This window comes from Vibrio furnissii CIP 102972 (assembly GCF_000176175.1).
In the GTDB taxonomy this organism is placed as follows: Bacteria; Pseudomonadota; Gammaproteobacteria; order Enterobacterales; family Vibrionaceae; genus Vibrio; species Vibrio furnissii.
Genome location: NZ_ACZP01000012.1, coordinates 87,296 through 106,938, shown reverse-complemented (window position 1 = coordinate 106,938; position 19,643 = coordinate 87,296). Strand labels below are relative to the sequence as shown.

The 19,643-nt window shown below is 51.0% G+C and carries 18 protein-coding genes; 13 read left to right on the top strand and 5 right to left on the bottom strand.

Annotated features, from left to right (window positions below):
* Positions 1-24: 24 nt before the first annotated feature.
* From VFA_RS03200 to VFA_RS03180, 5 genes are all read right to left on the bottom strand, one after another.
* On the bottom strand, positions 25-1,032 hold the full coding sequence (locus tag VFA_RS03200) for a substrate-binding domain-containing protein (RefSeq protein ID WP_004724699.1): 1,008 nt from the start codon (positions 1,030-1,032) through the stop codon (positions 25-27).
* A 48-nt stretch (positions 1,033-1,080) separates the two neighbouring features.
* The gene (locus VFA_RS03195) at positions 1,081-1,809 is read right to left on the bottom strand and encodes a 3'-5' exonuclease (protein ID WP_232281680.1); all 729 of its coding nucleotides are present in this window, start codon (positions 1,807-1,809) and stop codon (positions 1,081-1,083) included.
* Between the two features lies 1 nt (position 1,810).
* Positions 1,811-3,673, bottom strand: a complete 1,863-nt coding sequence (locus VFA_RS03190; protein WP_004724695.1) for a DUF294 nucleotidyltransferase-like domain-containing protein — start codon at positions 3,671-3,673, stop codon at positions 1,811-1,813.
* A 99-nt stretch (positions 3,674-3,772) separates the two neighbouring features.
* Positions 3,773-5,404, bottom strand: a complete 1,632-nt coding sequence (locus VFA_RS03185; protein WP_004724693.1) for a sodium/sugar symporter — start codon at positions 5,402-5,404, stop codon at positions 3,773-3,775.
* A gap of 324 nt (positions 5,405-5,728) precedes the next feature.
* Entirely contained in the window at positions 5,729-6,079 is a 351-nt protein-coding gene (locus VFA_RS03180) for a DUF2956 domain-containing protein (RefSeq protein ID WP_004724690.1), read from the bottom strand.
* A 130-nt stretch (positions 6,080-6,209) separates the two neighbouring features.
* On the opposite strand from VFA_RS03180, the gene VFA_RS03175 reads away from it, so the two are divergent.
* From VFA_RS03175 to fliE, 13 genes are all read left to right on the top strand, one after another.
* Positions 6,210-6,674, top strand: a complete 465-nt coding sequence (locus VFA_RS03175) for a DUF2919 domain-containing protein (protein ID WP_004724688.1) — start codon at positions 6,210-6,212, stop codon at positions 6,672-6,674.
* Between the two features lie 87 nt (positions 6,675-6,761).
* The gene (locus tag VFA_RS03170) at positions 6,762-7,667 is read left to right on the top strand and encodes a Dyp-type peroxidase (protein ID WP_004724686.1); all 906 of its coding nucleotides are present in this window, start codon (positions 6,762-6,764) and stop codon (positions 7,665-7,667) included.
* Between the two features lie 118 nt (positions 7,668-7,785).
* Positions 7,786-8,922, top strand: a complete 1,137-nt coding sequence (locus VFA_RS03165) for a flagellin (RefSeq protein WP_004724683.1) — start codon at positions 7,786-7,788, stop codon at positions 8,920-8,922.
* A 240-nt stretch (positions 8,923-9,162) separates the two neighbouring features.
* Positions 9,163-10,296, top strand: a complete 1,134-nt coding sequence (locus VFA_RS03160) for a flagellin (protein ID WP_004724681.1) — start codon at positions 9,163-9,165, stop codon at positions 10,294-10,296.
* Between the two features lie 230 nt (positions 10,297-10,526).
* On the top strand, positions 10,527-11,657 hold the full coding sequence (locus VFA_RS03155; protein ID WP_004724680.1) for a flagellin: 1,131 nt from the start codon (positions 10,527-10,529) through the stop codon (positions 11,655-11,657).
* Positions 11,658-11,733: 76 nt separating this feature from the next.
* The gene (gene flaG, locus VFA_RS03150) at positions 11,734-12,195 is read left to right on the top strand and encodes a flagellar protein FlaG (protein ID WP_004724678.1); all 462 of its coding nucleotides are present in this window, start codon (positions 11,734-11,736) and stop codon (positions 12,193-12,195) included.
* Positions 12,196-12,217: 22 nt separating this feature from the next.
* Positions 12,218-14,221, top strand: a complete 2,004-nt coding sequence (gene fliD / locus VFA_RS03145) for a flagellar filament capping protein FliD (RefSeq protein WP_004724675.1) — start codon at positions 12,218-12,220, stop codon at positions 14,219-14,221.
* Between the two features lies 1 nt (position 14,222).
* A complete protein-coding gene (locus VFA_RS03140) occupies positions 14,223-14,528 on the top strand; it encodes a flagellar protein FliT (protein ID WP_014204621.1) in 306 nt (101 codons plus the stop codon).
* A gap of 11 nt (positions 14,529-14,539) precedes the next feature.
* Positions 14,540-14,950 carry a flagellar export chaperone FliS gene (gene fliS, locus VFA_RS03135; protein ID WP_004724672.1) on the top strand — a complete coding sequence of 137 codons (411 nt, stop codon included), beginning with the start codon at positions 14,540-14,542 and terminating at the stop codon, positions 14,948-14,950.
* Between the two features lie 228 nt (positions 14,951-15,178).
* On the top strand, positions 15,179-16,645 hold the full coding sequence (locus VFA_RS03130) for a sigma-54 dependent transcriptional regulator (RefSeq protein WP_038150807.1): 1,467 nt from the start codon (positions 15,179-15,181) through the stop codon (positions 16,643-16,645).
* Between the two features lie 126 nt (positions 16,646-16,771).
* A complete protein-coding gene (locus tag VFA_RS03125; RefSeq protein ID WP_004724669.1) occupies positions 16,772-17,824 on the top strand; it encodes a sensor histidine kinase in 1,053 nt (350 codons plus the stop codon).
* A 2-nt stretch (positions 17,825-17,826) separates the two neighbouring features.
* Complete coding sequence (locus tag VFA_RS03120; protein ID WP_038150805.1) at positions 17,827-19,233, top strand: sigma-54-dependent transcriptional regulator; 1,407 nt, start codon at positions 17,827-17,829, stop codon at positions 19,231-19,233.
* Positions 19,234-19,320: 87 nt separating this feature from the next.
* Entirely contained in the window at positions 19,321-19,632 is a 312-nt protein-coding gene (fliE, locus tag VFA_RS03115; RefSeq protein WP_038150871.1) for a flagellar hook-basal body complex protein FliE, read from the top strand.
* The last annotated feature ends 11 nt before the right edge of the window (positions 19,633-19,643 follow it).

Here is a 19,643-nt window from a genome sequence, read left to right as displayed (position 1 = left end):
CCATGGCGGTGCGGGTGGGGCGTGTCAGTCGTTGAGTGACTTCACCGAATCGCGTTTCACCATGGTCGGTGAATAACGTTTCGGGCTGCCGTCATTTAAGGTGTCATCTTTTGACAAGTCCAGCGCAAGCTGCGCGGCGGTTTCGGCCATCATCTGAATGGGGTAACGAACAGTTGTCAGATGAGGTTTCACATAGCGAGCAATCAAGCCGTCATCAAAACCGATGATCGAGATTTGCCCCGGCGATTCAATACCATTCTCTTCCATCACCGACAGCGCGCCCGCGGCCATGTTGTCGTTGTAGGCCACAATCGCGGTGATGTCGATGCCTTTGGTGAGTAGCGACAACATCGCTTGCTCGCCGCCTTCACTGCTGGGTTCGCCATACGCAATGTAGGTGTCTGGTAATGTAATGTGATGGGCTTCGAGCGCATCTTGATAGCCCGTTTCACGTTCAACGGCATCGGCAATCGCGTGGTTGGAAACAATGCAGGCGATTTTTTTGTGCCCTTGACGAATCAGGTACTCCGTCGCCATGAATGCGCCTTTGTGATTGTCGAGCGAAATACAGCGATCTTCTAGCCCCGGAATATGGCGGTTGATCACCACCATGCTTTTGGCCTCTTTGGAAAACGCGATCAGCTCTTCATCGGACAACGCTTTGGCGTGAATCACCAGGGCGTCACAGCGGTTGTTGATCAGCAATTCAATCGAGCGGCGTTCGTCTTCTTCATTGTGGTAACCATTGCCGACCAACAGGTGCTTGCCATTGTGGCGCGCCACGGTATCAACGGCTTTGACGAGGGTGCCAAAAAATGGGTCGGAAACATCGGACACCAACACGCCCATGGTGTTGGTGCTTTGGCTAACCAGCGCACGCGCCGCGGCATTCGGGCGATAGCCCAGAGCTTGCATCGCTTGCGTGACCGCATGAATCGATGCTTGACTGGCTTTGGGCGATTTATTGATGACGCGAGACACAGTGGCCACGGAGACACCTGCGGACTTGGCGACATCTTTAATAGTTGTCATGGGGTTAACCTTTTCAATTCTGTTTGCCGTTCGGCGGTTATGTGTTTGTTACACAGAGGCTTTCATCAGCAATTCTAACGGAACATACGCTTTGGCAAATAGCCTATTTTGCTGTGCGAGGTAAAGTTCAGCCGTGGCAATGGCATCCGACAACGCGTGGTGCGCTTGATACGCAGGCAAGTGATAGCGTTTTCGCACGGTACTCAGGCGCCAATCGTTCGCATTCGAATGGGGCATGTTGTAGGGGGCGTACTGCGCGTATGCCTGTTCTATTTTCAACGTATCCAGCCACACAATGGGTAAATCGGGCCATCCGTGTTGCTGCATAAAATGGTGAATAAATTGCCGTTCGACAACACTGCCATGTGCCAATAATACTTTGCCTTTCAATTGGGTAAATAGTAACTCAATTGCCTGTGCCAAGGGTATGCCTTGCCGCTGCATTTGCGGCATTATGTGGTGTAGCACCACTTGTTGTGGGTCATTCTGGCCCGATGGCGTGATTAAAAAATAGCGCGCCTCGGCTAAACGGATCACCTGATTCACGATCGGTACCCAGCCGATGCTGACGATGTGGTCGTGTTCGGCATCCAACCCGGACGTTTCGATATCCAAACTCAATAACGGTTGTTGGCGAACATCAAAATCAGCTTGTGGCAGCGGTGTTTCCAAAATGGCCTGCACGAACGCTGGCAGAGGCAGGTGGTGTTCGCGCATCTGCAAGCGGTGTTGTTCTAGTTTTCTGAGCGGGGATAACCGACCTAACTTATGTAACATACTATTGACCAAACTTAATGCGAAGTGCCTCTTGTAATCCGGAGACAATGCGAAATGCATCTTTGAGGTGCTGCCGTTCAAAACTACCAAAGCGCGTCGGTTGCAGTAGGTTATCAATCGGTTTGCCCTGCTGCAGCGCTTCCACTTGGTGCTTGTTTCGCAATCCAGTCACAAAGTGATAAATCCCCAAACAATCGAGATACGACGAATGGCTCATCAGCCCTTTTTGTTCGACAAACAGCAAACGCGAGAGCGTCTCTTGCATCGCTCCGCCTTCGCTGAGTGTGTAGATGCGCGCCATGTCCACCAAACTACTTAACGCTGCGTGTTTAATGTCGAGTGTTTTCTCTCCGCTGTCGCCATCTTTTTTCAACACCAGATTATTGAAAATACCCAGCGGCGGACGCGTGCGCAGGGCGTTGGTCACCAGCGCGGCAATCAATTTCGGATTGTGGGTGATTTGCTGCAATCGCACGTCATTGAGCGCATCAAACAGGGATTTATTGCCTGCGATATAGCGAATTTCGATGAAGACATTCAGGTTGAGCAGGTGTTCGTATTCCGGCGCGCGTGCCCACTTGCGGTAGTATTCCACCCACACGTGTAGCGGTTGGCACCATCGCCGCGTCGCCGCCATAAAACGGCCGCTGCACAGCGCATAGCCGCATTGATCCAAGCCTTTGCACAGATACATTGCCAAGTGGCTGAAATAAACTTTGTCTGATTCGGTGGCGCCATCGTCAAGAATCAATGCGTTGTCTTGATCGGAGCCCAAATGCACTTCGTTGCGCGCGTGAGAACCGGCGGCAATCCAGCAATACTCGCAAGGCGCCGCGCCGAGATGCTGCTCCGCTAGCGCCAGCAAGCGGCAGGTAAATGCATCGTAAATCAATGACATCACTTTGCCGATCACATCGCTAGAGACGCCGTTTTCAACCAACACACTGAAGATGGCGTTGCGCTCTGCCGCGAGCGCGACCAGCGCGGGCAACGAAGGCGCTTGGCTTATCTTTTCACTCAGGAAGATGGCTTGAATGCTGTTTTGTTGAATCAATTGCTGCGGCGTAATGATGCCTTGCAGAGTGAAGTTGTCATCGACAATGGGCACGTTTTGAATGTGATGCTGGATCATGATTTCGGAGGCTTTCATCACCAAATCATCGACCGACACCGTGTGCAATTGATGCGTCATGATGGTGGCGATGGGCGGCTGTACATCCAGCCCGTGTGCAATCACACGTTTGGTCATGTCTTTGTCGGTGACCAAGCCGATTAAACGCTGCTGCTGATCGACGATGGCCGCACACGAGCTGTTGGGCTCGCGGCTCATCCTATCGGCCGCCTGCTGAATGGGAGTGTCGGGTGTGACCATCACCAGATTTTGGCTGGCAAGCTTGCGTACCGGTTGAAGAAAAATGCTCTCCGTTTGCGCGGGATGCGGCAAACTGACGGAGTGAATCAGGCGTGTTGAAATGCTGGGGGCGAGCTGCGCAATGACGTCTGGGTACGGGTCCACCAACGTCAGCAAAGTGGGGTAATCGATGCGGTAGAGCAGCGAATTCTCAATCGCCACCACTTGGTAATCGAGCGCGGCACCATCGTGTTGACTGAACCCAAAAATATCATCAGCCCCAAGGCGCGAACGCAAGGAGCCGTCGTGGTAACGCTGTTCAATGACACCGGTGCGAACGATGTATAAGAAATGCTGTGGCGGCGCAGTCAGGGGCTCGAGGTGTTGGTGCTGGCCGAGGTAGAGGATTTCGATGGATCCGGCGATGGCATTTAACGTGTCTGCGTTGAGTTGATCAAACGGCGACATGGTTTGAAGGAAGGAGACGATGTTGGGAAGTAACTCTTGATGCATGTTGAACCCGCTCGTGATTTGTGGAGAACAAAGTGATCAAGCCCTGCCAACATGACAGGGCTTGGAGCGAAGACCTCAGGGCGCAGCGGCCCGAGCTCGTTACCAGAACACAGTATACAACGCTGCCAATGCAATCATGATGGCGTACGCGGCAATATTGAAGTTCTTGCCAGTCGCGAACATGGCGGAAGTCAGCGTAATGGCTTTTGGATCATCGTCGTTGACCGATGTGCTCAGGCTGGTAAAGGCGATGATGACCATTGTAAACAACAAGGTGTAAAGCATCTGATCCATGAACGGCATGTTCAGTGGCATGAATTTCAGGAACAGCGCAAACGGAATCGACAGAACCACACCGGTGATGGCGCCTTTGCTGGTGGTTTTTTTCCAGAACAGACCTAGCAGGAAGACCGCCAAGATACCTGGGCTCACGAGGCCAGTGTACTCTTGAATGTATTGGAATGCCTGACCAATGCCACCCAACATTGGGGCAATCAAACATGCCACAACCAAGGCCACAATCGCGGTGATTCGACCCACGTTCACCAGTTTGTGATCGCCAGTTTGTGGTGCGATGTACGCTTTGTAGATGTCCATGGTGAAGATGGTGGCGGTGGAGTTCAGCATCGATGCCAGTGATGACACGATTGCGGCAGCCAAGGCGGCAAATACCACACCTTTAATCCCGACCGGCAGGAACTGTGTCAGCCATGGGTACGCTTTGTCGGCGTGCGCGGCGTTTGGCATGTTTTGTGTCGCTAAGTCGCCCATGCTCGCCATCAGTTCTGGAGAGCTGGTGATCACGTACGCAGCAATCCCCGGAATGACCACCAAAAATGGCACGATCAGTTTGAGGAACGCGGCAAACAAAATCCCTTTTTGTGCTTCAGGAACTGATTTCGCGGCTAGTGTGCGTTGAATGATGTATTGGTTGAAGCCCCAGTAGTACAGGTTTGCCACCCATAGACCACCAATCAGCACCGCGATGCCCGGCAGGTTCATGTATTGTGGGTTGCTTTGATCCAAAATCATTTCAAAGTGTTCTGGCGCAGCCTCAACCATGGTCGATAGGCCACTGAACCAACCGTTGTCGCCACCAATGAAGCCCACCGCCATGTATGTGGTTAACAGGCCACCCAGGACAAGGAAGAACACTTGAATGACGTCGGTCCATACCACCGCAGACAGGCCGCCGTAGATGGAGTAAACCAGTGCAAACAGTGCCAAACCAATGATGGCGTACATCAATGGAATACCGAGAATGGTTTCTAGCGCCAGACCACCCAGATAGAGCACGGATGTCAGGTTCACGAAGACGTAGAGTGCAATCCAGAACACGGCCAGAATGGTTTTTAGATTTTTATTAAACCGTTGTTCAACAAATTCGGGAATGGTGTAGATGCCTTTCTCAATGAAGATCGGCAGAAAGTATTTACCGACAATGATCAATGTCAGGGCCGCCATCCATTCGTAGGACGCAATCGCCAAGCCAATCGAGTAGCCCGAACCTGACATCCCGATGAACTGCTCAGCAGAAATGTTGGCAGCAATCAGTGAGGCACCCACGGCCCACCAAGGCAGGGATTTACCTGCAAGGAAATAATCTTCGGTGCTTTTCTTGACGCCTTTCTTATCGCGCGAGACCCACAGCCCAACCGCAATGATAATCGCAACGTAAGCAACAAACACCATGATGTCTATAAAGCTCAGACCATTTTGAATGTGAGACATGTTTTGTTCCTAAAGTTAGTTTCCGTGATGGGCGTTAATGTAAACGTTTCCACTTTTAATCGGTGCTAACTTTGTCACACTTTGCCAAATGAATTTACTAAAAATCATTTGTTTTGAGTTGTTTTTGCTTAGTTATTCAACGTATCTATTGAATTTTGGCGAGTTAATTACCCAATTCATATCATGGGGTGATGAGTCAGAGTGGGAAGAAAGTAACAGATGGTGTGGAATCGTTTACAGTTTTAACGTGGAATACACAGCCTGCCATCAAGCTGCATATTCACGCGTCAACTGAACTATATTGCGGGGATGATACGGCGGCGGTTATGCGGCGTTTTGCATCCAAACCAGAATGAACCCGAGCCAGCTGGCGGCCAGCAGCGCCCATGGCAGCCATGACCGAGTGGCGGTGGGGGTGGTTTCGGTGTCAAACGACGGGTCAACATCGCCCGCATCAGCTGTGACAGACGGTTTGCTGCGAATCGCTTTTTTACGTGCGCGGTCTGCTTGACGGCTTTTTTCTTTTTGCTGCTTTTTATAGAGCGCAATGCCTTTTTCGATGCCCTGCGCGATCAGCTTGGTTTGTTCTTTGGTTTGTCCGGGTTTCTGTGTTGCTTTTGCCACTTTCATCGCTTCTTGTTGCGTTTGTGGGGATGGAACAATTTTATTGGTCATCGTGAGTGTCCCTTATGTTTTGGTTAGAGTATCACGACGCTTGATTGTCACCAAAAACTGACCTTGAGATATAGCTATTTGAAATCATTGCGCTAAAGTGAAGGGCAATCACCACCAACGATGAAACAACGTGCGTTACGCGATAGAACAATATGATACCCATGGCTTTCTGAAAGCCCCGATTTGGTTGTGGCTGGGATGGCTGTTTTTGGCTCGGGCTTGGATTGTGTTTGTCGTGGCGGGTGTCAGCCGCGACAGCGGATCGCAGATCCTGAGCTTTGTCTATCCGGGCAACACGGCGCTCTATCTCGGCTTGGCCGCGGGCGTGCCAAGCATCGCCTTGATGTGGCTTATCAGTTTGCGCCATCCGGAGCGACGCTGGGTCAATGCGCTGTGCCATATCGGACGCTGGGTGACACTGCTGACCGCGGTCGCGCAGTTTCTTCAGACGGGCTATCATGTCTACTTACAACACGGTGCCTTCCACTGGACAAATGCACTTACTTTGTTGATTCTACTCTGGTTAATTTTATACGTTTATCGTAGTCGCAGCGTGCGTGACTGTTTTTTGTCGCCGTTGATGGCCAAGCCATGATCAGTATCAACACAGACTATGAATTTGAAGCATACCCTTTGACCGTATTGGGTACACACTGAGCAAAAAAGAAAAAGTGAGGACAACATGTCAACGCCACAGTCGGCTATTTTGCCAGAAGCGGAGCCATTTGCTCTGTACAGCATATTAAAAATCAAACACAACCACGCGCAGGTACTTGCCCAGCTGCAAGCCTTGCCTGCCTTGGTGGACGAAGTGAATGCCAATCAACCGGGCGCAGAGCTGACGCTCTCCATAGCCTTTACCAAAGCCTTTTGGCAGCGTTTTGAAGCGCCGATGCCAGAAGAGTTGATTGACTTTCCAGTGTTGGGCGAAGGCAGCACCATGGCGCCAAGCACGGATGTCGATGTGCTGATCCACTGCCATGCAAAACGCCACGACTTACTGTTTTACGTGATGCGTAAATGTTTAACCGACATTGCCGAAGACGTTGATGTGGTCGATGAAACTTACGGTTTCCGCTACCTGGATGCTCGTGACATGACGGGTTTCATTGATGGCACGGAGAACCCGAAAGACGAAAAACGTCGCGAAGTGGCGGTGGTGGCGGATGGCGAATTCGCCGGTGGCAGTTACGTGATGGTGCAGCGTTTTGTACACAATTTGCCTGCATGGAACCGCCTCAATCTGTCGGCTCAAGAAAAAGTGATTGGCCGTACCAAACCGGATTCGATTGAACTCGACAATGTACCTGCTGCGTCTCACGTGGGCCGCGTGGACATTAAAGAGGAAGGCAAAGGCCTGAAGATCGTGCGTCACAGCTTGCCGTATGGCACCGCCAGTGGCGACCATGGCCTACTGTTTATTGCTTACTGCCACACGCTGCACAACATCAAAACCATGATGGAAAGCATGTACGGTGTGACCGATGGTAAAGTTGACCAACTCTTGCGCTTTACGCAAGCGGTGACCGGGGCGTATTTCTTTGCGCCATCGCAAGAGATGCTGCAGGCGCTCAGCCTGAAAGCCTAAATCCCGTGTCGAATCAAACAGCCAGGCGTTCTGCCTGGCTTTTTTGTGCTAAAGATTTCCCCGCTTCAGTCGATAGTCATACAGGTAAAGCATTCAATCCAAGGACTCTGTCACCCGCATGGCTATCACGGTTAATACAAATGTTTCGGCGTTGGTCGCTCAACGACATTTAAACACCGCGACCGATCTGCTCAATCAATCATTAGAACGCCTCTCGTCCGGCAACCGGATCAACAGTGCGAAAGATGATGCGGCAGGGTTGCAGATTTCCAATCGCCTTGAATCCCAAATGCGCGGCTTAGATGTCGCTGTACGCAACGCCAACGATGGCATCTCCATCATGCAAACCGCTGAAGGCGCGATGCAAGAAACCACCAGTTTGCTGCAACGCATGCGCGACTTGTCGTTGCAATCGGCCAATGGCTCGAACAGCAAAGCGGAGCGCGTTGCCTTACAGGAAGAAATGAGCGCTTTGAATGATGAAATGAACCGAATCGCTGAAACGACCTCTTTTGGTGGTCGAAAATTGCTCAATGGTTCGTTTGGTCAAACGTCGTTCCAAATTGGCGCGTCATCGGGAGAAGCGGTGCAGGTGTCGCTCAAGAACATGCGCTCTGATGACCTCAATATGGGCGGGTTCAGCTATGTGGCGGCTGGCGAAGCCAACAGCCAGTGGCAGGTGGGGGCTGGGCGGAATCAACTCACAATATCGTTTACCAACGCGCAGGGCGAGGATGAGCAGATCCACATTCATGCCAAGCAAGGGGACGATATTGAGCAGCTTGCCACTTACATTAATGGTCAGACCGACAAAGTCTCTGCGTCGGTCAATGACAAAGGCCAATTGCAACTCTATATGGCCGGCAAAGAAACCGCAGGTACTTTGTCGTTTAGCGGCAATTTAGCTGATGAGTTGCAGATGAATTTGAAAGGGTATGAAGCGGTCGACAACCTCGACATTACCTCCGTTGGCGGCGCGCAGCGTGCCGTCTCGGTGTTGGATACGGCGCTGAAATACGTCGATAGCCATCGCGCGGAGCTGGGGGCGCTTCAGAACCGCTTTGGTCATGCCGTGAGTAACCTCGATAACGTGCATGAAAATCTCGCCGCGTCGAAAAGCCGAATCAAAGATACGGATTACGCCAAAGAAACCACACAAATGATCAAACAGCAGATCCTGCAACAAGTGGGCACTTCTATATTGGCACAGGCGAAAAATCAACCAAACGTAGCGCTGACGCTGCTTAGCAGCTAAGTGAAACTGAGTTGTATCGACGCGCACCTGAAAAGCTTTAGCGATAAAAAACACTTTTTTGCATATTTTTCTTTGTTCATCACGTTTGCCCTACCAACGGAAGTTTTTTCAAAAAAATCTTAAAAACTTCCTAAAGCTTTTTCGGGGGGCGCCGTTAAAGAAAGTAACTTTGAGAGAACTACTTGGTTTTCCGAGACGTCGGAAACCGGAAACATCGGAAAATCAATTGGAGAAATCACCATGGCAGTGAATGTAAATACCAACGTATCAGCAATGACAGCACAACGTTACTTGAACAGCGCGAGCAACGCTCAGCAAACCTCAATGGAACGTCTGTCATCTGGCTTCAAAATCAACAGCGCGAAAGATGACGCAGCGGGTCTGCAAATCTCGAACCGCCTAAACGTGCAAAGCCGTGGTCTGGACGTCGCAGTACGCAACGCAAACGACGGTATTTCAATTGCGCAAACCGCAGAAGGTGCGATGAACGAAACCACCAACATTCTGCAACGTATGCGTGACTTGTCACTGCAATCGTCTAACGGCTCAAACTCAAAAGCAGAGCGTGTGGCGATTCAAGAAGAAGTGACTGCACTGAACGATGAACTGAACCGTATCGCAGAAACCACATCATTTGGTGGTAACAAACTGCTTAACGGCACATTCCAAACCAAATCATTCCAGATTGGTGCGGACAACGGTGAAGCGGTCATGCTGTCTCTGAAAGACATGCGCAGCGACAACCGTATGATGGGTGGTTCAAGCTACCAAGCTGAAAACGCGAAAGACAAAAACTGGAGCGTTGAACAGGGTAAAAACGACCTGACCATCACACTGAACGATGACAAAGGCAACGAGCAGTCGATCAACATCAACGCGAAAGCGGGCGACGACATCGAAGAGCTGGCGACTTACATCAACGGTCAAACCGACATGGTGAAAGCGTCTGTGAACGAAAAAGGCCAACTGCAAGTGTTCGCAGGAAACAACAAAGTGTCTGGCGAAGTTTCGTTTAGCGGCGGTCTGGCCGGTGAGCTGGGCATGAAAGAAGGCAAAGAAGTGACGGTTGATAAAATCGACGTCACCAGCGTCGGTGGTGCTCAAGAGTCCGTCGCGATTGTGGATGCTGCACTGAAATACGTAGACAGCCACCGCGCAGAACTGGGTGCATTCCAGAACCGTTTCAACCACGCAATCAGCAACTTGGACAACATTAACGAAAACGTGAATGCGTCTAAGAGCCGTATCAAAGATACTGATTTCGCGAAAGAAACGACTGCACTGACCAAGTCACAAATTCTTTCTCAGGCTTCAAGCTCTGTACTTGCGCAAGCAAAACAAGCGCCACAAGCGGCATTGAGCCTGCTGGGTTAATCCCCAAGCATCACAGAAAAATCCAGCTTCGGCTGGATTTTTTTATGCCTGCGATTATGTGTTCATCATCACGTTTTTTAAGCGATTCGAAATTATTTTAAAAAAAGCTAAATTTTTTCCTAAAGGATATGAATCTCGGGCCGTTAAAGGATACGAGAGAAATGAGGTGTGCTGACGAGAGGTGAGAGACTCGAAGGCACACTAACTATCCGCCTAAGGAGATCAACAATATGGCAATCAACGTAAGTACTAACGTTTCGGCGATGACCGCCCAGCGTTACCTGAACGGTGCAGCTGACGGTGTTCAGAAATCTATGGAACGTCTGTCTTCGGGCTACCGTATTAACAGCGCGAAAGACGACGCAGCCGGCCTGCAAATTTCAAACCGACTGACGTCACAAAGTCGCGGTCTGGACATGGCGGTACGTAACGCGAATGATGGTATCTCTATTGCACAAACCGCTGAGGGTGCAATGAATGAGAGCACCAACATTCTGCAACGTATGCGTGACTTGGCACTGCAATCGTCTAACGGCTCAAACTCACGTTCTGAGCGTGTTGCGATTCAAGAAGAAGTGTCTGCGCTAAACGACGAACTGAACCGTATCGCAGAAACAACCTCTTTCGGTGGTAACAAACTGCTGAACGGCACGTTCGGTAGCAAATCATTCCAAATCGGTGCGGATTCTGGCGAAGCAGTGAACCTAACCATGGGGAACATGCGTTCAGACAACGCAGCGATGGGCGGTAAATCTTACCGTGCTCAGGAAGGCAAAGCAGCTGACTGGACGGTTGGCGACGCGAAAGACCTAACCCTGAATTATACTGACAAACAGGGCGAAGCCCGTGAACTGACCATTACCGCGAAAAGTGGTGATGATCTGGAAGAAGTCGCGACTTACATCAACGGTCAAAGCGACGACGTGAAAGCGTCTGTCGGTGAAGACGGAAAACTGCAACTGTTCGCATCCTCACAAAAAGTGACTGGCGATGTGACCATTGGTGGTGATCTGGGTTCTGAGATCGGCTTTGGCGCGGCTCAAGAAGTGACCGTGAAAGACATCGATGTGACCAGCGTTGCCGGTTCACAAGAAGCGGTTGCCGTTCTGGACGGCGCGCTGAAATCTGTGGATAGCCAACGTGCGTCTCTGGGTGCTTTCCAGAACCGTTTTGGTCACGCGATCAGCAACTTGGATAACATCAACGAAAACGTGAACGCGTCTCGCAGCCGTATCAAAGATACCGACTACGCGCGTGAAACAACGGCGATGACCAAGTCACAGATTCTGCAGCAAGCGAGTACCTCTGTGTTGGCACAAGCGAAGCAGTCACCATCTGCAGCTCTGAGCCTGTTGGGTTAATCCCTCGGGTTGAATGAGCTTCATGGGTAGTTTTGACGTGGTATGAAACTACCTATAAGGTGGAAGGGAGATTGTTATGGAAGTACCATCCTACACATCGAACATCCAGCCTTACGGCTCGCAAAGTGGCATTAAACTTGCTTCAGAAAACGAAAGCGTGAAAAGCGCTTCTGATTCAAGGGAAGACTACCGTCCCGTGCGACGCACAGAAAAAACGTCGGAGCACGCGACTGAACAGCTGAAACGCAGCCAGAACCAAATGCTGGAAGCTGCCGTTGAACAATCTCGCGAGCGGGAACGGGTCAACGAGGAGCAACGCGCGAAAATTGTTGAGCGAATGAACGACTTCGTCAATTCGATCAACAAGGGGCTGGCGTTCAGAGTAGATGAAGAATCTGGACGCGAAGTGGTGACGATTTATGAAGCCAAAACCGGCGACATCATTCGTCAGATCCCAGAAGAGGAAATGCTTGAAGTATTGCGGCGTCTCGCCAAGGAACAGAACCATAAATCGGGCCTGTTAGTGGTGAAGGCGTAATCGTATTTTTTGAGGTGATTGGATGAGTTTAGGCCCAATGGGGATGAACACTGGCTTTGATATCAATTCAATGGTCAGCAAAATTGTGAATGCGGAGCGTGTGCCTAAGCAGCAAAGCATTGACAATAAGCGAACCGAAATTGATTCGAGCATCAGTGCCTACGGCAGACTCAGAGAGTCGCTGGATACGATGAAAAATCTGATGACGAACTTTCGTCAGGAGAAGGCGTTTGCTGCGCGCAAAGTCGATACTTCTGACGACAAGGCCGTCTCAGCGACCGCGACCACCGATGCCATTGCGGGCAAATACGCCGTCGATGTGTTGCAGCTTGCTCAGAGCCATAAGTTGGCGTCTGAGGTGTTTCCGGAAGACGCTCAATTTGGGCCGGGTAAGCTGCATATTTCGCTAGGCAACAAATCCTTTCATGTCGATGTACATGCCAATTCCAAGCTGATTGATATCGTTCGCGGCATCAACGGCGAAAAAGCCAACCCAGGTGTGCGCGCCTCCGTCATCAACGACGTTGACGGCCCGCGTCTGATTGTGGCTTCCAATTTATCCGGACAAGAACATCGCATTGGTCTGCGCGCAGAAGCTCAGCCCGGTGATGCATTAAAACGTCTGGAATACAAAACGCTCGAAGACCGAGTCAAAGATTTAGAAAAAGCACGCGCGGAAGCGCAGCAACTCCTTGCCCCTCTCACGCCGGAGCAGCAAAAAATTGCCGCTAAAGTGGCAGAGAAGATCGGCGATGCCGCCCGTGAGGTGGATCAATCTGTGGCGGAGCACATCGACCAGGCCGCGCAAAATGCAGCCGATGGCGAACCAAAACCCGAAGGCAGCCCGGGCGAATTACCCGATGCTGCGCTGAAAGCAGCCGCGGTGGCGGGGTCTCAGGTCAATCGATACCTTAAACCCGAAGATCGCATTCCCGGCTGGACAGAAACCGCCTCCGGCACTTTGCTCGATTCTTATTCAGAGCCGGAACCCGAACTGGATGCCAAAGCGCGCGAAAAAGCGCCAGATGTTCCCGGTTGGAACAATACGGCTTCCGGTACGCTGACCGATTCGTATGTCACGCCCAAAGAGGCACAGGCGAAGCTGGATGCACAATTGGCCAAAGAGAAAGCGGCGATTGATGCAGCGGTGAAAAGCGGCAAAATGACGCCGGAAGAGGCTAAGCAGGCTGAACGTGCGAAGATGTCGCCGCAAGAGCGCGAAGCGATTGAGAAAGCGGAAGCGGTGCAAGCCAAACTGAAAGCTGCGCAGGAATCGTTTGATACGTATCAAGGGATGACGCAAGTGCAAGCGGGGCAAGATTCACTGGTCTTGCTCGACGGTGTGGCAAAACTTTCCAGCGAGAACAACGTGATTGAAGATGCGATTGACGGCGTCGATTTGACCCTCAAAAGCAAAACCAACACCGGTGAACGCCCAGCAGAAATTGGGATTGAATACGATCGCGATGGCGTGCGTGACGACATCGAACAGTTTGTCGCGGCCTATAACCAGTTCTTCCAAATCAGCAAACAACTGAGCAGCGTGGATCCGCGCACCGGTGCCGCTGGCCCGCTGGCGGGTGACAGCATTGTGCGTAGTGCCGATTCGCGTTTGAAAGCGGTCTTTTCATCGGCGATCGAGCAAGCGCCGGACGAGATCAAAAGCCTGACTGAGTTTGGCATCACCACAACCCGTCAAGGGACGCTGGAAATCAATTATGATATGCTCAATCGCCAGCTGAATAATAACTTCACCAAGCTGGGTGATTTCTTTGGCGGCAATCGCGGCTTTGCCAAACGTGTTGAAGATGCGATTCAGAGTATGACGGGCGTGACCGGTTCGATTCGCACGCGTGAAAAAAGTTTGGGTGATCAGACACGCCGTTTATCGGACGACCAACTGGCGCTTGACCGCCGCATGGACACGTTGGAAAAACGGACCCATGCCAAATTTTCGGCCATGCAGGATGCCACCGGCAAAATGCAGTCGCAACTGGCGAGCATGATGAACGCATTGGGCCAGTAAGATGATGAATACACTTCAAGCATTGTGTGATTTGAATCACCAAATGAAAGAAAAGCTTGCAGTTGATGACATAAACAGTGAAGAAATTACCGCGCTGGTCGATAAAAGAGAACAGTTATTGCAGGAGCTTCTGACCTACGTGTCAGAGCATCCGGGCTTTGCGCGTTCCAATGAGTGGCGTGATGCCGTTCAAGATACACAACATCTTGTTGAATTGATGCAGTTAAAAACCGCCGCGATAGGCAAAACGCTTCATAAATATCGCCACGGTAATAAATCAGTTCAGCAATACAAAAAGTTTTTATAAAGAGGAAGACTATGCGTGGTTCTTTACAGGCGTACAAAAAAGTATCAGTGGATAGCCAGCTCAGTGCGGCCTCACCGCATAAAATCGTGCAAATGCTGATGGCCGGTGCTATCGAGCGTTTGATTCAGGGTAAAGCGGCCATGATGCAGGGCAACATCCCGGCGAAAGGTGAACGTCTTGGTAAGGCGTTAGATATCATTATCAGCCTACGTAGCTGCCTTTCGATGGATGATGGCGGCGATATCGCGCAAAATCTCGATCAGTTGTACGAGTTCATGATCACGCAGATCACGGCAGCAAACCATCAGAATGAACCGCAGCTATTGGATGATGTGATCGACATTATTCGTGAGATTAAGTCGGCTTGGGATCAGATCCCGGCGGAGTATCACAATTTGACCGCTTCAGAAGTGGGACTGTGAGATATTTCTGAAACTTATAACTAACATCACACCAGCTAATTGCTTGGTTGCCTTATTTTTTTAATTAAATAGAATAGAAGCCACTAACTAGCCGAGTGGCTTTTTTGTTGCTGAATTCCACAGATTGTCTATCGTTTAGTCAGGCGAATATTAAAATATCAAAGGCCTGTCGATGATTTTCAAAGGTGCAACCACAACATCCCAGAATTAAGGCAAATATTCTCACCTATGCAAGGTTTAGCAAAACTACTTGTGAGCGAGGACGATCCGTCTATTCGTCTGAGTCTCAGTACCATATTAGAATTTGTAGGAGAGCAATGTGAGGTGATTGAGTCTTCTCAGTTGGATCAGATTGACTGGTCTGCTGTGTGGGCTGGATGCATTCTTGGTTCGATTCAATCTCAGGCGTTGCCTGAATCACTATCTGAGTCTCTTTCAAAGGCCAATCACATTCCACTTTTAATGGCGAATAAGCAGCCATACTCTCTGGAAGAATTCCCGCAGTTTGTGGGTGAGTTGGATTTTCCGCTCAATTACCCGCAGCTGAGCGAAGCATTGAGACACTGCAAAGAATTCTTAGGGCGTAAAGGCATTCACGTGCTGGCAACCGCCCGCAAAAACACCTTATTTCGTAGTCTGGTCGGTCAGAGCCACGGCATTCAAGAAGTGCGTCATTTGATTGAACAAGTGTCCGGGACGGAAGCGAACGTGCTGATTCTGGGTGAATCGGGCACGGGTAAAGAAGTCGTTGCGCGCAATATTCACTATCACTCTTCTCGTCGTAATGGGCCATTTGTGCCGATCAACTGTGGCGCGATTCCGGCCGAGCTACTAGAAAGCGAGCTGTTTGGACACGAAAAAGGCGCGTTTACGGGCGCGATCACGTCACGCAAAGGTCGGTTTGAACTGGCTGAGGGTGGCACGCTGTTTTTGGATGAAATCGGTGACATGCCGATGAGCATGCAGGTCAAACTGCTGCGAGTACTGCAAGAGCGTTGCTTTGAGCGTGTCGGTGGCAACACCACCATCAAAGCCAATGTCCGCGTGATTGCCGCGACGCACCGCCATCTGGAAACCATGATCGAAGACCAACGTTTCCGCGAAGATCTCTACTACCGCCTCAATGTGTTCCCAATTGAAATGCCAGCGCTGAAAGAGCGTAAAGAAGACATTCCGTTGTTGCTGCAAGAGCTGATGACGCGCTTGGAAGCGGAAGGCGGGTTGCCGATTTGCTTTACGCCACGTTCGATTAACTCGTTGATGGAACATGATTGGCCGGGTAATGTGCGTGAATTGGCAAACCTTGTCGAGCGCATGGTGATCTTGTATCCGAACAGCTTGGTCGATGTGAACCATCTGCCAACCAAGTACCGTTACAGCGACATTCCCGAATTCCAACCCGAGCCGAGCCGTTTCAGCTCCGTTGAAGAGCAAGAACGCGACGTGCTGTCGGATATCTTCTCGGAAGAATTCAGTTTCGATCAGGAAGAAGAACTCAATGGTCGTTTGGATGCGCCGCAGTCGTTACCACCGGAAGGGGTCAACCTGAAAGAGCTGTTGGCTGACTTGGAAGTGAACCTGATTAATCAGGCGTTAGAAGCGCAAGGCGGTGTCGTCGCTCGCGCCGCAGACATGCTGGGTATGCGCCGCACGACACTGGTTGAAAAAATGCGCAAATACAACATGCAACGTTGATTTAAACCTCACAATTGGTGAGTCAATTTATTGTCATTGCGATAAGTAATTGAAAATAAATAGAAATAGCCTGGCATGTATCTTGCGTGTCAGGCTATTGTTGTATTTAAAGGCAGATTTTCGACGATGGAAGACGCAGCGCAAGAGCAGCATTCACATTTAGACTCATTAGAACATCAGGTCGAGCGCTACCAACAAGTGCTGGATGTGATGCCCGCGGGCGTGATTTTGCTAGATACGCAAGGCATTGTGCGCGAAGCCAACCCGGAAGCACGCCGTTTATTGGAAGTGCCACTGGTCGGCGAACGTTGGTACACCGTGATTCAAGCGGCATTTGCGCCGCGTGAAGATGACGGGCATGAAATCTCACTGCGTAACGGACGCAAAGTGCGTTTGGCGATTTCAGCCTCGGCGACCGGACAACTGATCTTGATTACGGACCTGACCGAAACGCGTCTGCTGCAATCGCGCATCAGCGATCTGCAACGCTTGTCATCGCTGGGTCGTATGGTGGCGTCTTTGGCGCATCAGGTGCGTACCCCGCTGTCGAGTGCGATGCTCTACGCCGCCAACTTATCGACTCCGAATTTGCCGCAGCCGACGCGCGATCGCTTTCAGACCAAATTGCTCGACCGTCTGCATGACTTGGAAAAGCAGGTCAATGACATGCTGTTGTTTGCCAAAGGTGGTGACAACAAAGTAATTAAGCCGTTTACGATCGCAGATTTGGTGACCGAATTCATGCCGATGATCGAAACGGCGGTGAAAAACAGCCACATCGATTATGGTCAAGAAGTGGAGCAGGAAGAGACGCTTTTGTTGGGCAACGTCAATGCGATTGCCTCCGCGTTGAGTAACCTCGTCATGAACGCGATCCAAATCGTTGGCAAGGGCGCGCAAATCGACGTGTTTTTCCGTCCGGTCAACGGCGAACTCAAAATTTCGGTGCAGGACAACGGCCCCGGCGTGGCGAAAGAGCTCCAACAAAAAATCATGGAGCCATTCTTTACCACCCGCTCTCAGGGCACGGGACTTGGTCTGGCCGTGGTACAAATGGTCTGTCGTGCACACGACGGCCGCCTCGAATTGATTTCTGAACCGGGGGATGGCGCATGTTTCACCATGTGTCTGCCTCTGGAACGTCAATCACCTATTTCTCAATCAGACACTGGAGAATGATGATGGCTCAAAGCAAAGTCCTGATCGTTGAAGATGACGAAGGTTTACGCGAAGCTCTGGTCGATACCTTGGCACTGGCTGGCTATGAATGGCTGGAAGCCGATTGCGCCGAAGACGCTTTGGTGAAACTGAAAACTTATCCAGTGGATATCGTGGTGTCTGATGTGCAGATGGCGGGTATGGGTGGTTTGGCGCTGCTGCGCAACATCAAACAGCATTGGCCTAATTTGCCAGTGTTGCTGATGACCGCTTACGCCAACATTGAAGATGCGGTCTCGGCGATGAAAGAGGGCGCAATTGATTACATGGCCAAGCCGTTTGCGCCAGAAGTGCTGCTGAACATGGTTAGTCGCTACGCGCCGGTGAAATCCGACGACAACGGCGATGCGGTGGTGGCGGATGAGAAAAGCCAAAAGTTACTGCTGCTGGCCGACAAAGTGGCCAAAACCGATGCCAACGTGATGGTGCTGGGCCCAAGTGGTTCAGGCAAAGAGGTGATGTCTCGCTACATTCACAACGCGTCACCACGCAAAGATGGCCCGTTTGTCGCCATCAACTGTGCGGCGATTCCAGACAACATGCTCGAAGCCACGCTGTTTGGTTACGAAAAAGGCGCGTTTACTGGCGCGGTGCAAGCTTGTCCGGGCAAATTTGAACAGGCGCAGGGCGGGACGATTTTGCTCGATGAAATCAGCGAAATGGACTTAAACCTGCAAGCCAAATTGCTGCGTGTGCTGCAAGAGCGCGAAGTGGAACGCCTAGGAAGCCGCAAGAGCATCAAGCTGGATGTGCGTGTGCTGGCGACCAGTAACCGCGATCTCAAAGCGTATGTGCAAGAAAATAAATTCCGTGAAGACTTATACTACCGCTTGAACGTGTTCCCCATCGCTTGGCCTGCATTGTGTGAGCGCAAAGGGGACATCGAGCCGCTGGCCAATCATCTGGTGGAACGTCACTGTAAGAAACTGGGGTTGGCGGTGCCTACCGTGTCGCCTCAAGCGATTGCCAAACTGCTGAGCTACAACTGGCCGGGCAACGTGCGTGAACTCGACAACGTGATTCAGCGCGCGCTGATTTTGAGTGAACAAGACAACATCGACCAAGAGCACATTCTGTTGGAAGGGCTTGATTGGCAGGATGCGTCAAGTTTGCAACGGGTGGTGGAAACGGGAGACGTTGCCACGCCAGAAATCAAACCGGTGGCGGACGTTGATTTTGCCAAATCCATCAACACGGGCGCGGGCCTGGGGGGTGAGCTGCGCGATCAGGAATACGCCATCATCATGGAAACCTTGGTGGAATGTCACGGCCGCCGCAAAGAAATGGCTGAAAAGCTGGGGATTAGTCCTCGCACATTGCGCTACAAACTAGCTAAAATGCGCGATGCGGGAATCGATATTCCGGGTTAACGGCAGTCGTACGGAGTGTGGCACAGTAATTGCTGCATTCATACACAGAGAATGGTTTGAGTCAAAGAATTGGCATCAGAGGTAATGATGAGACTAGACGGCATACAAAGCGAAATGCAGGCGATGATGGTGGAAGCGGCCAACAGTCGTCCGGCAGCAACAGGACAAAAAGTTGGCGCTGACTTTGGCGATATGCTCACTCAAGCCATCAATAATGTGAACGGACTGCAAAAAACTTCCAGCGATTTACAGATGCGTTTTGACCGTGGGGACGAAGGGGTTTCCCTGTCGGACGTCATGATCGCCCGCAACAAGTCGAGTGTGGCCTTTGAAGCCACGATTCAAGTACGCAACAAGCTTGTTGAAGCGTACAAAGAACTGATGAACATGCCAGTGTAAGTGTAGGGTGT

Bases quoted from the DNA above. Each gene is read 5' to 3' on its own strand.
- VFA_RS03200 (WP_004724699.1), bottom strand. From the start codon at position 1,032: ATGACAACTATTAAAGATGTCGCCAAGTCCGCAGGTGTCTCCGTGGCC.
- VFA_RS03195 (WP_232281680.1), bottom strand. From the start codon at position 1,809: ATGTTACATAAGTTAGGTCGGTTATCCCCGCTCAGAAAACTAGAACAA.
- VFA_RS03190 (WP_004724695.1), bottom strand. From the start codon at position 3,673: ATGCATCAAGAGTTACTTCCCAACATCGTCTCCTTCCTTCAAACCATG.
- VFA_RS03185 (WP_004724693.1), bottom strand. From the start codon at position 5,404: ATGTCTCACATTCAAAATGGTCTGAGCTTTATAGACATCATGGTGTTT.
- VFA_RS03180 (WP_004724690.1), bottom strand. From the start codon at position 6,079: ATGACCAATAAAATTGTTCCATCCCCACAAACGCAACAAGAAGCGATG.
- VFA_RS03170 (WP_004724686.1), top strand. From the start codon at position 6,762: ATGTCAACGCCACAGTCGGCTATTTTGCCAGAAGCGGAGCCATTTGCT.
- VFA_RS03165 (WP_004724683.1), top strand. From the start codon at position 7,786: ATGGCTATCACGGTTAATACAAATGTTTCGGCGTTGGTCGCTCAACGA.
- VFA_RS03160 (WP_004724681.1), top strand. From the start codon at position 9,163: ATGGCAGTGAATGTAAATACCAACGTATCAGCAATGACAGCACAACGT.
- VFA_RS03155 (WP_004724680.1), top strand. From the start codon at position 10,527: ATGGCAATCAACGTAAGTACTAACGTTTCGGCGATGACCGCCCAGCGT.
- flaG (WP_004724678.1), top strand. From the start codon at position 11,734: ATGGAAGTACCATCCTACACATCGAACATCCAGCCTTACGGCTCGCAA.
- fliD (WP_004724675.1), top strand. From the start codon at position 12,218: ATGAGTTTAGGCCCAATGGGGATGAACACTGGCTTTGATATCAATTCA.
- VFA_RS03140 (WP_014204621.1), top strand. From the start codon at position 14,223: ATGATGAATACACTTCAAGCATTGTGTGATTTGAATCACCAAATGAAA.
- fliS (WP_004724672.1), top strand. From the start codon at position 14,540: ATGCGTGGTTCTTTACAGGCGTACAAAAAAGTATCAGTGGATAGCCAG.
- VFA_RS03130 (WP_038150807.1), top strand. From the start codon at position 15,179: ATGCAAGGTTTAGCAAAACTACTTGTGAGCGAGGACGATCCGTCTATT.
- VFA_RS03125 (WP_004724669.1), top strand. From the start codon at position 16,772: ATGGAAGACGCAGCGCAAGAGCAGCATTCACATTTAGACTCATTAGAA.
- VFA_RS03120 (WP_038150805.1), top strand. From the start codon at position 17,827: ATGGCTCAAAGCAAAGTCCTGATCGTTGAAGATGACGAAGGTTTACGC.
- fliE (WP_038150871.1), top strand. From the start codon at position 19,321: ATGAGACTAGACGGCATACAAAGCGAAATGCAGGCGATGATGGTGGAA.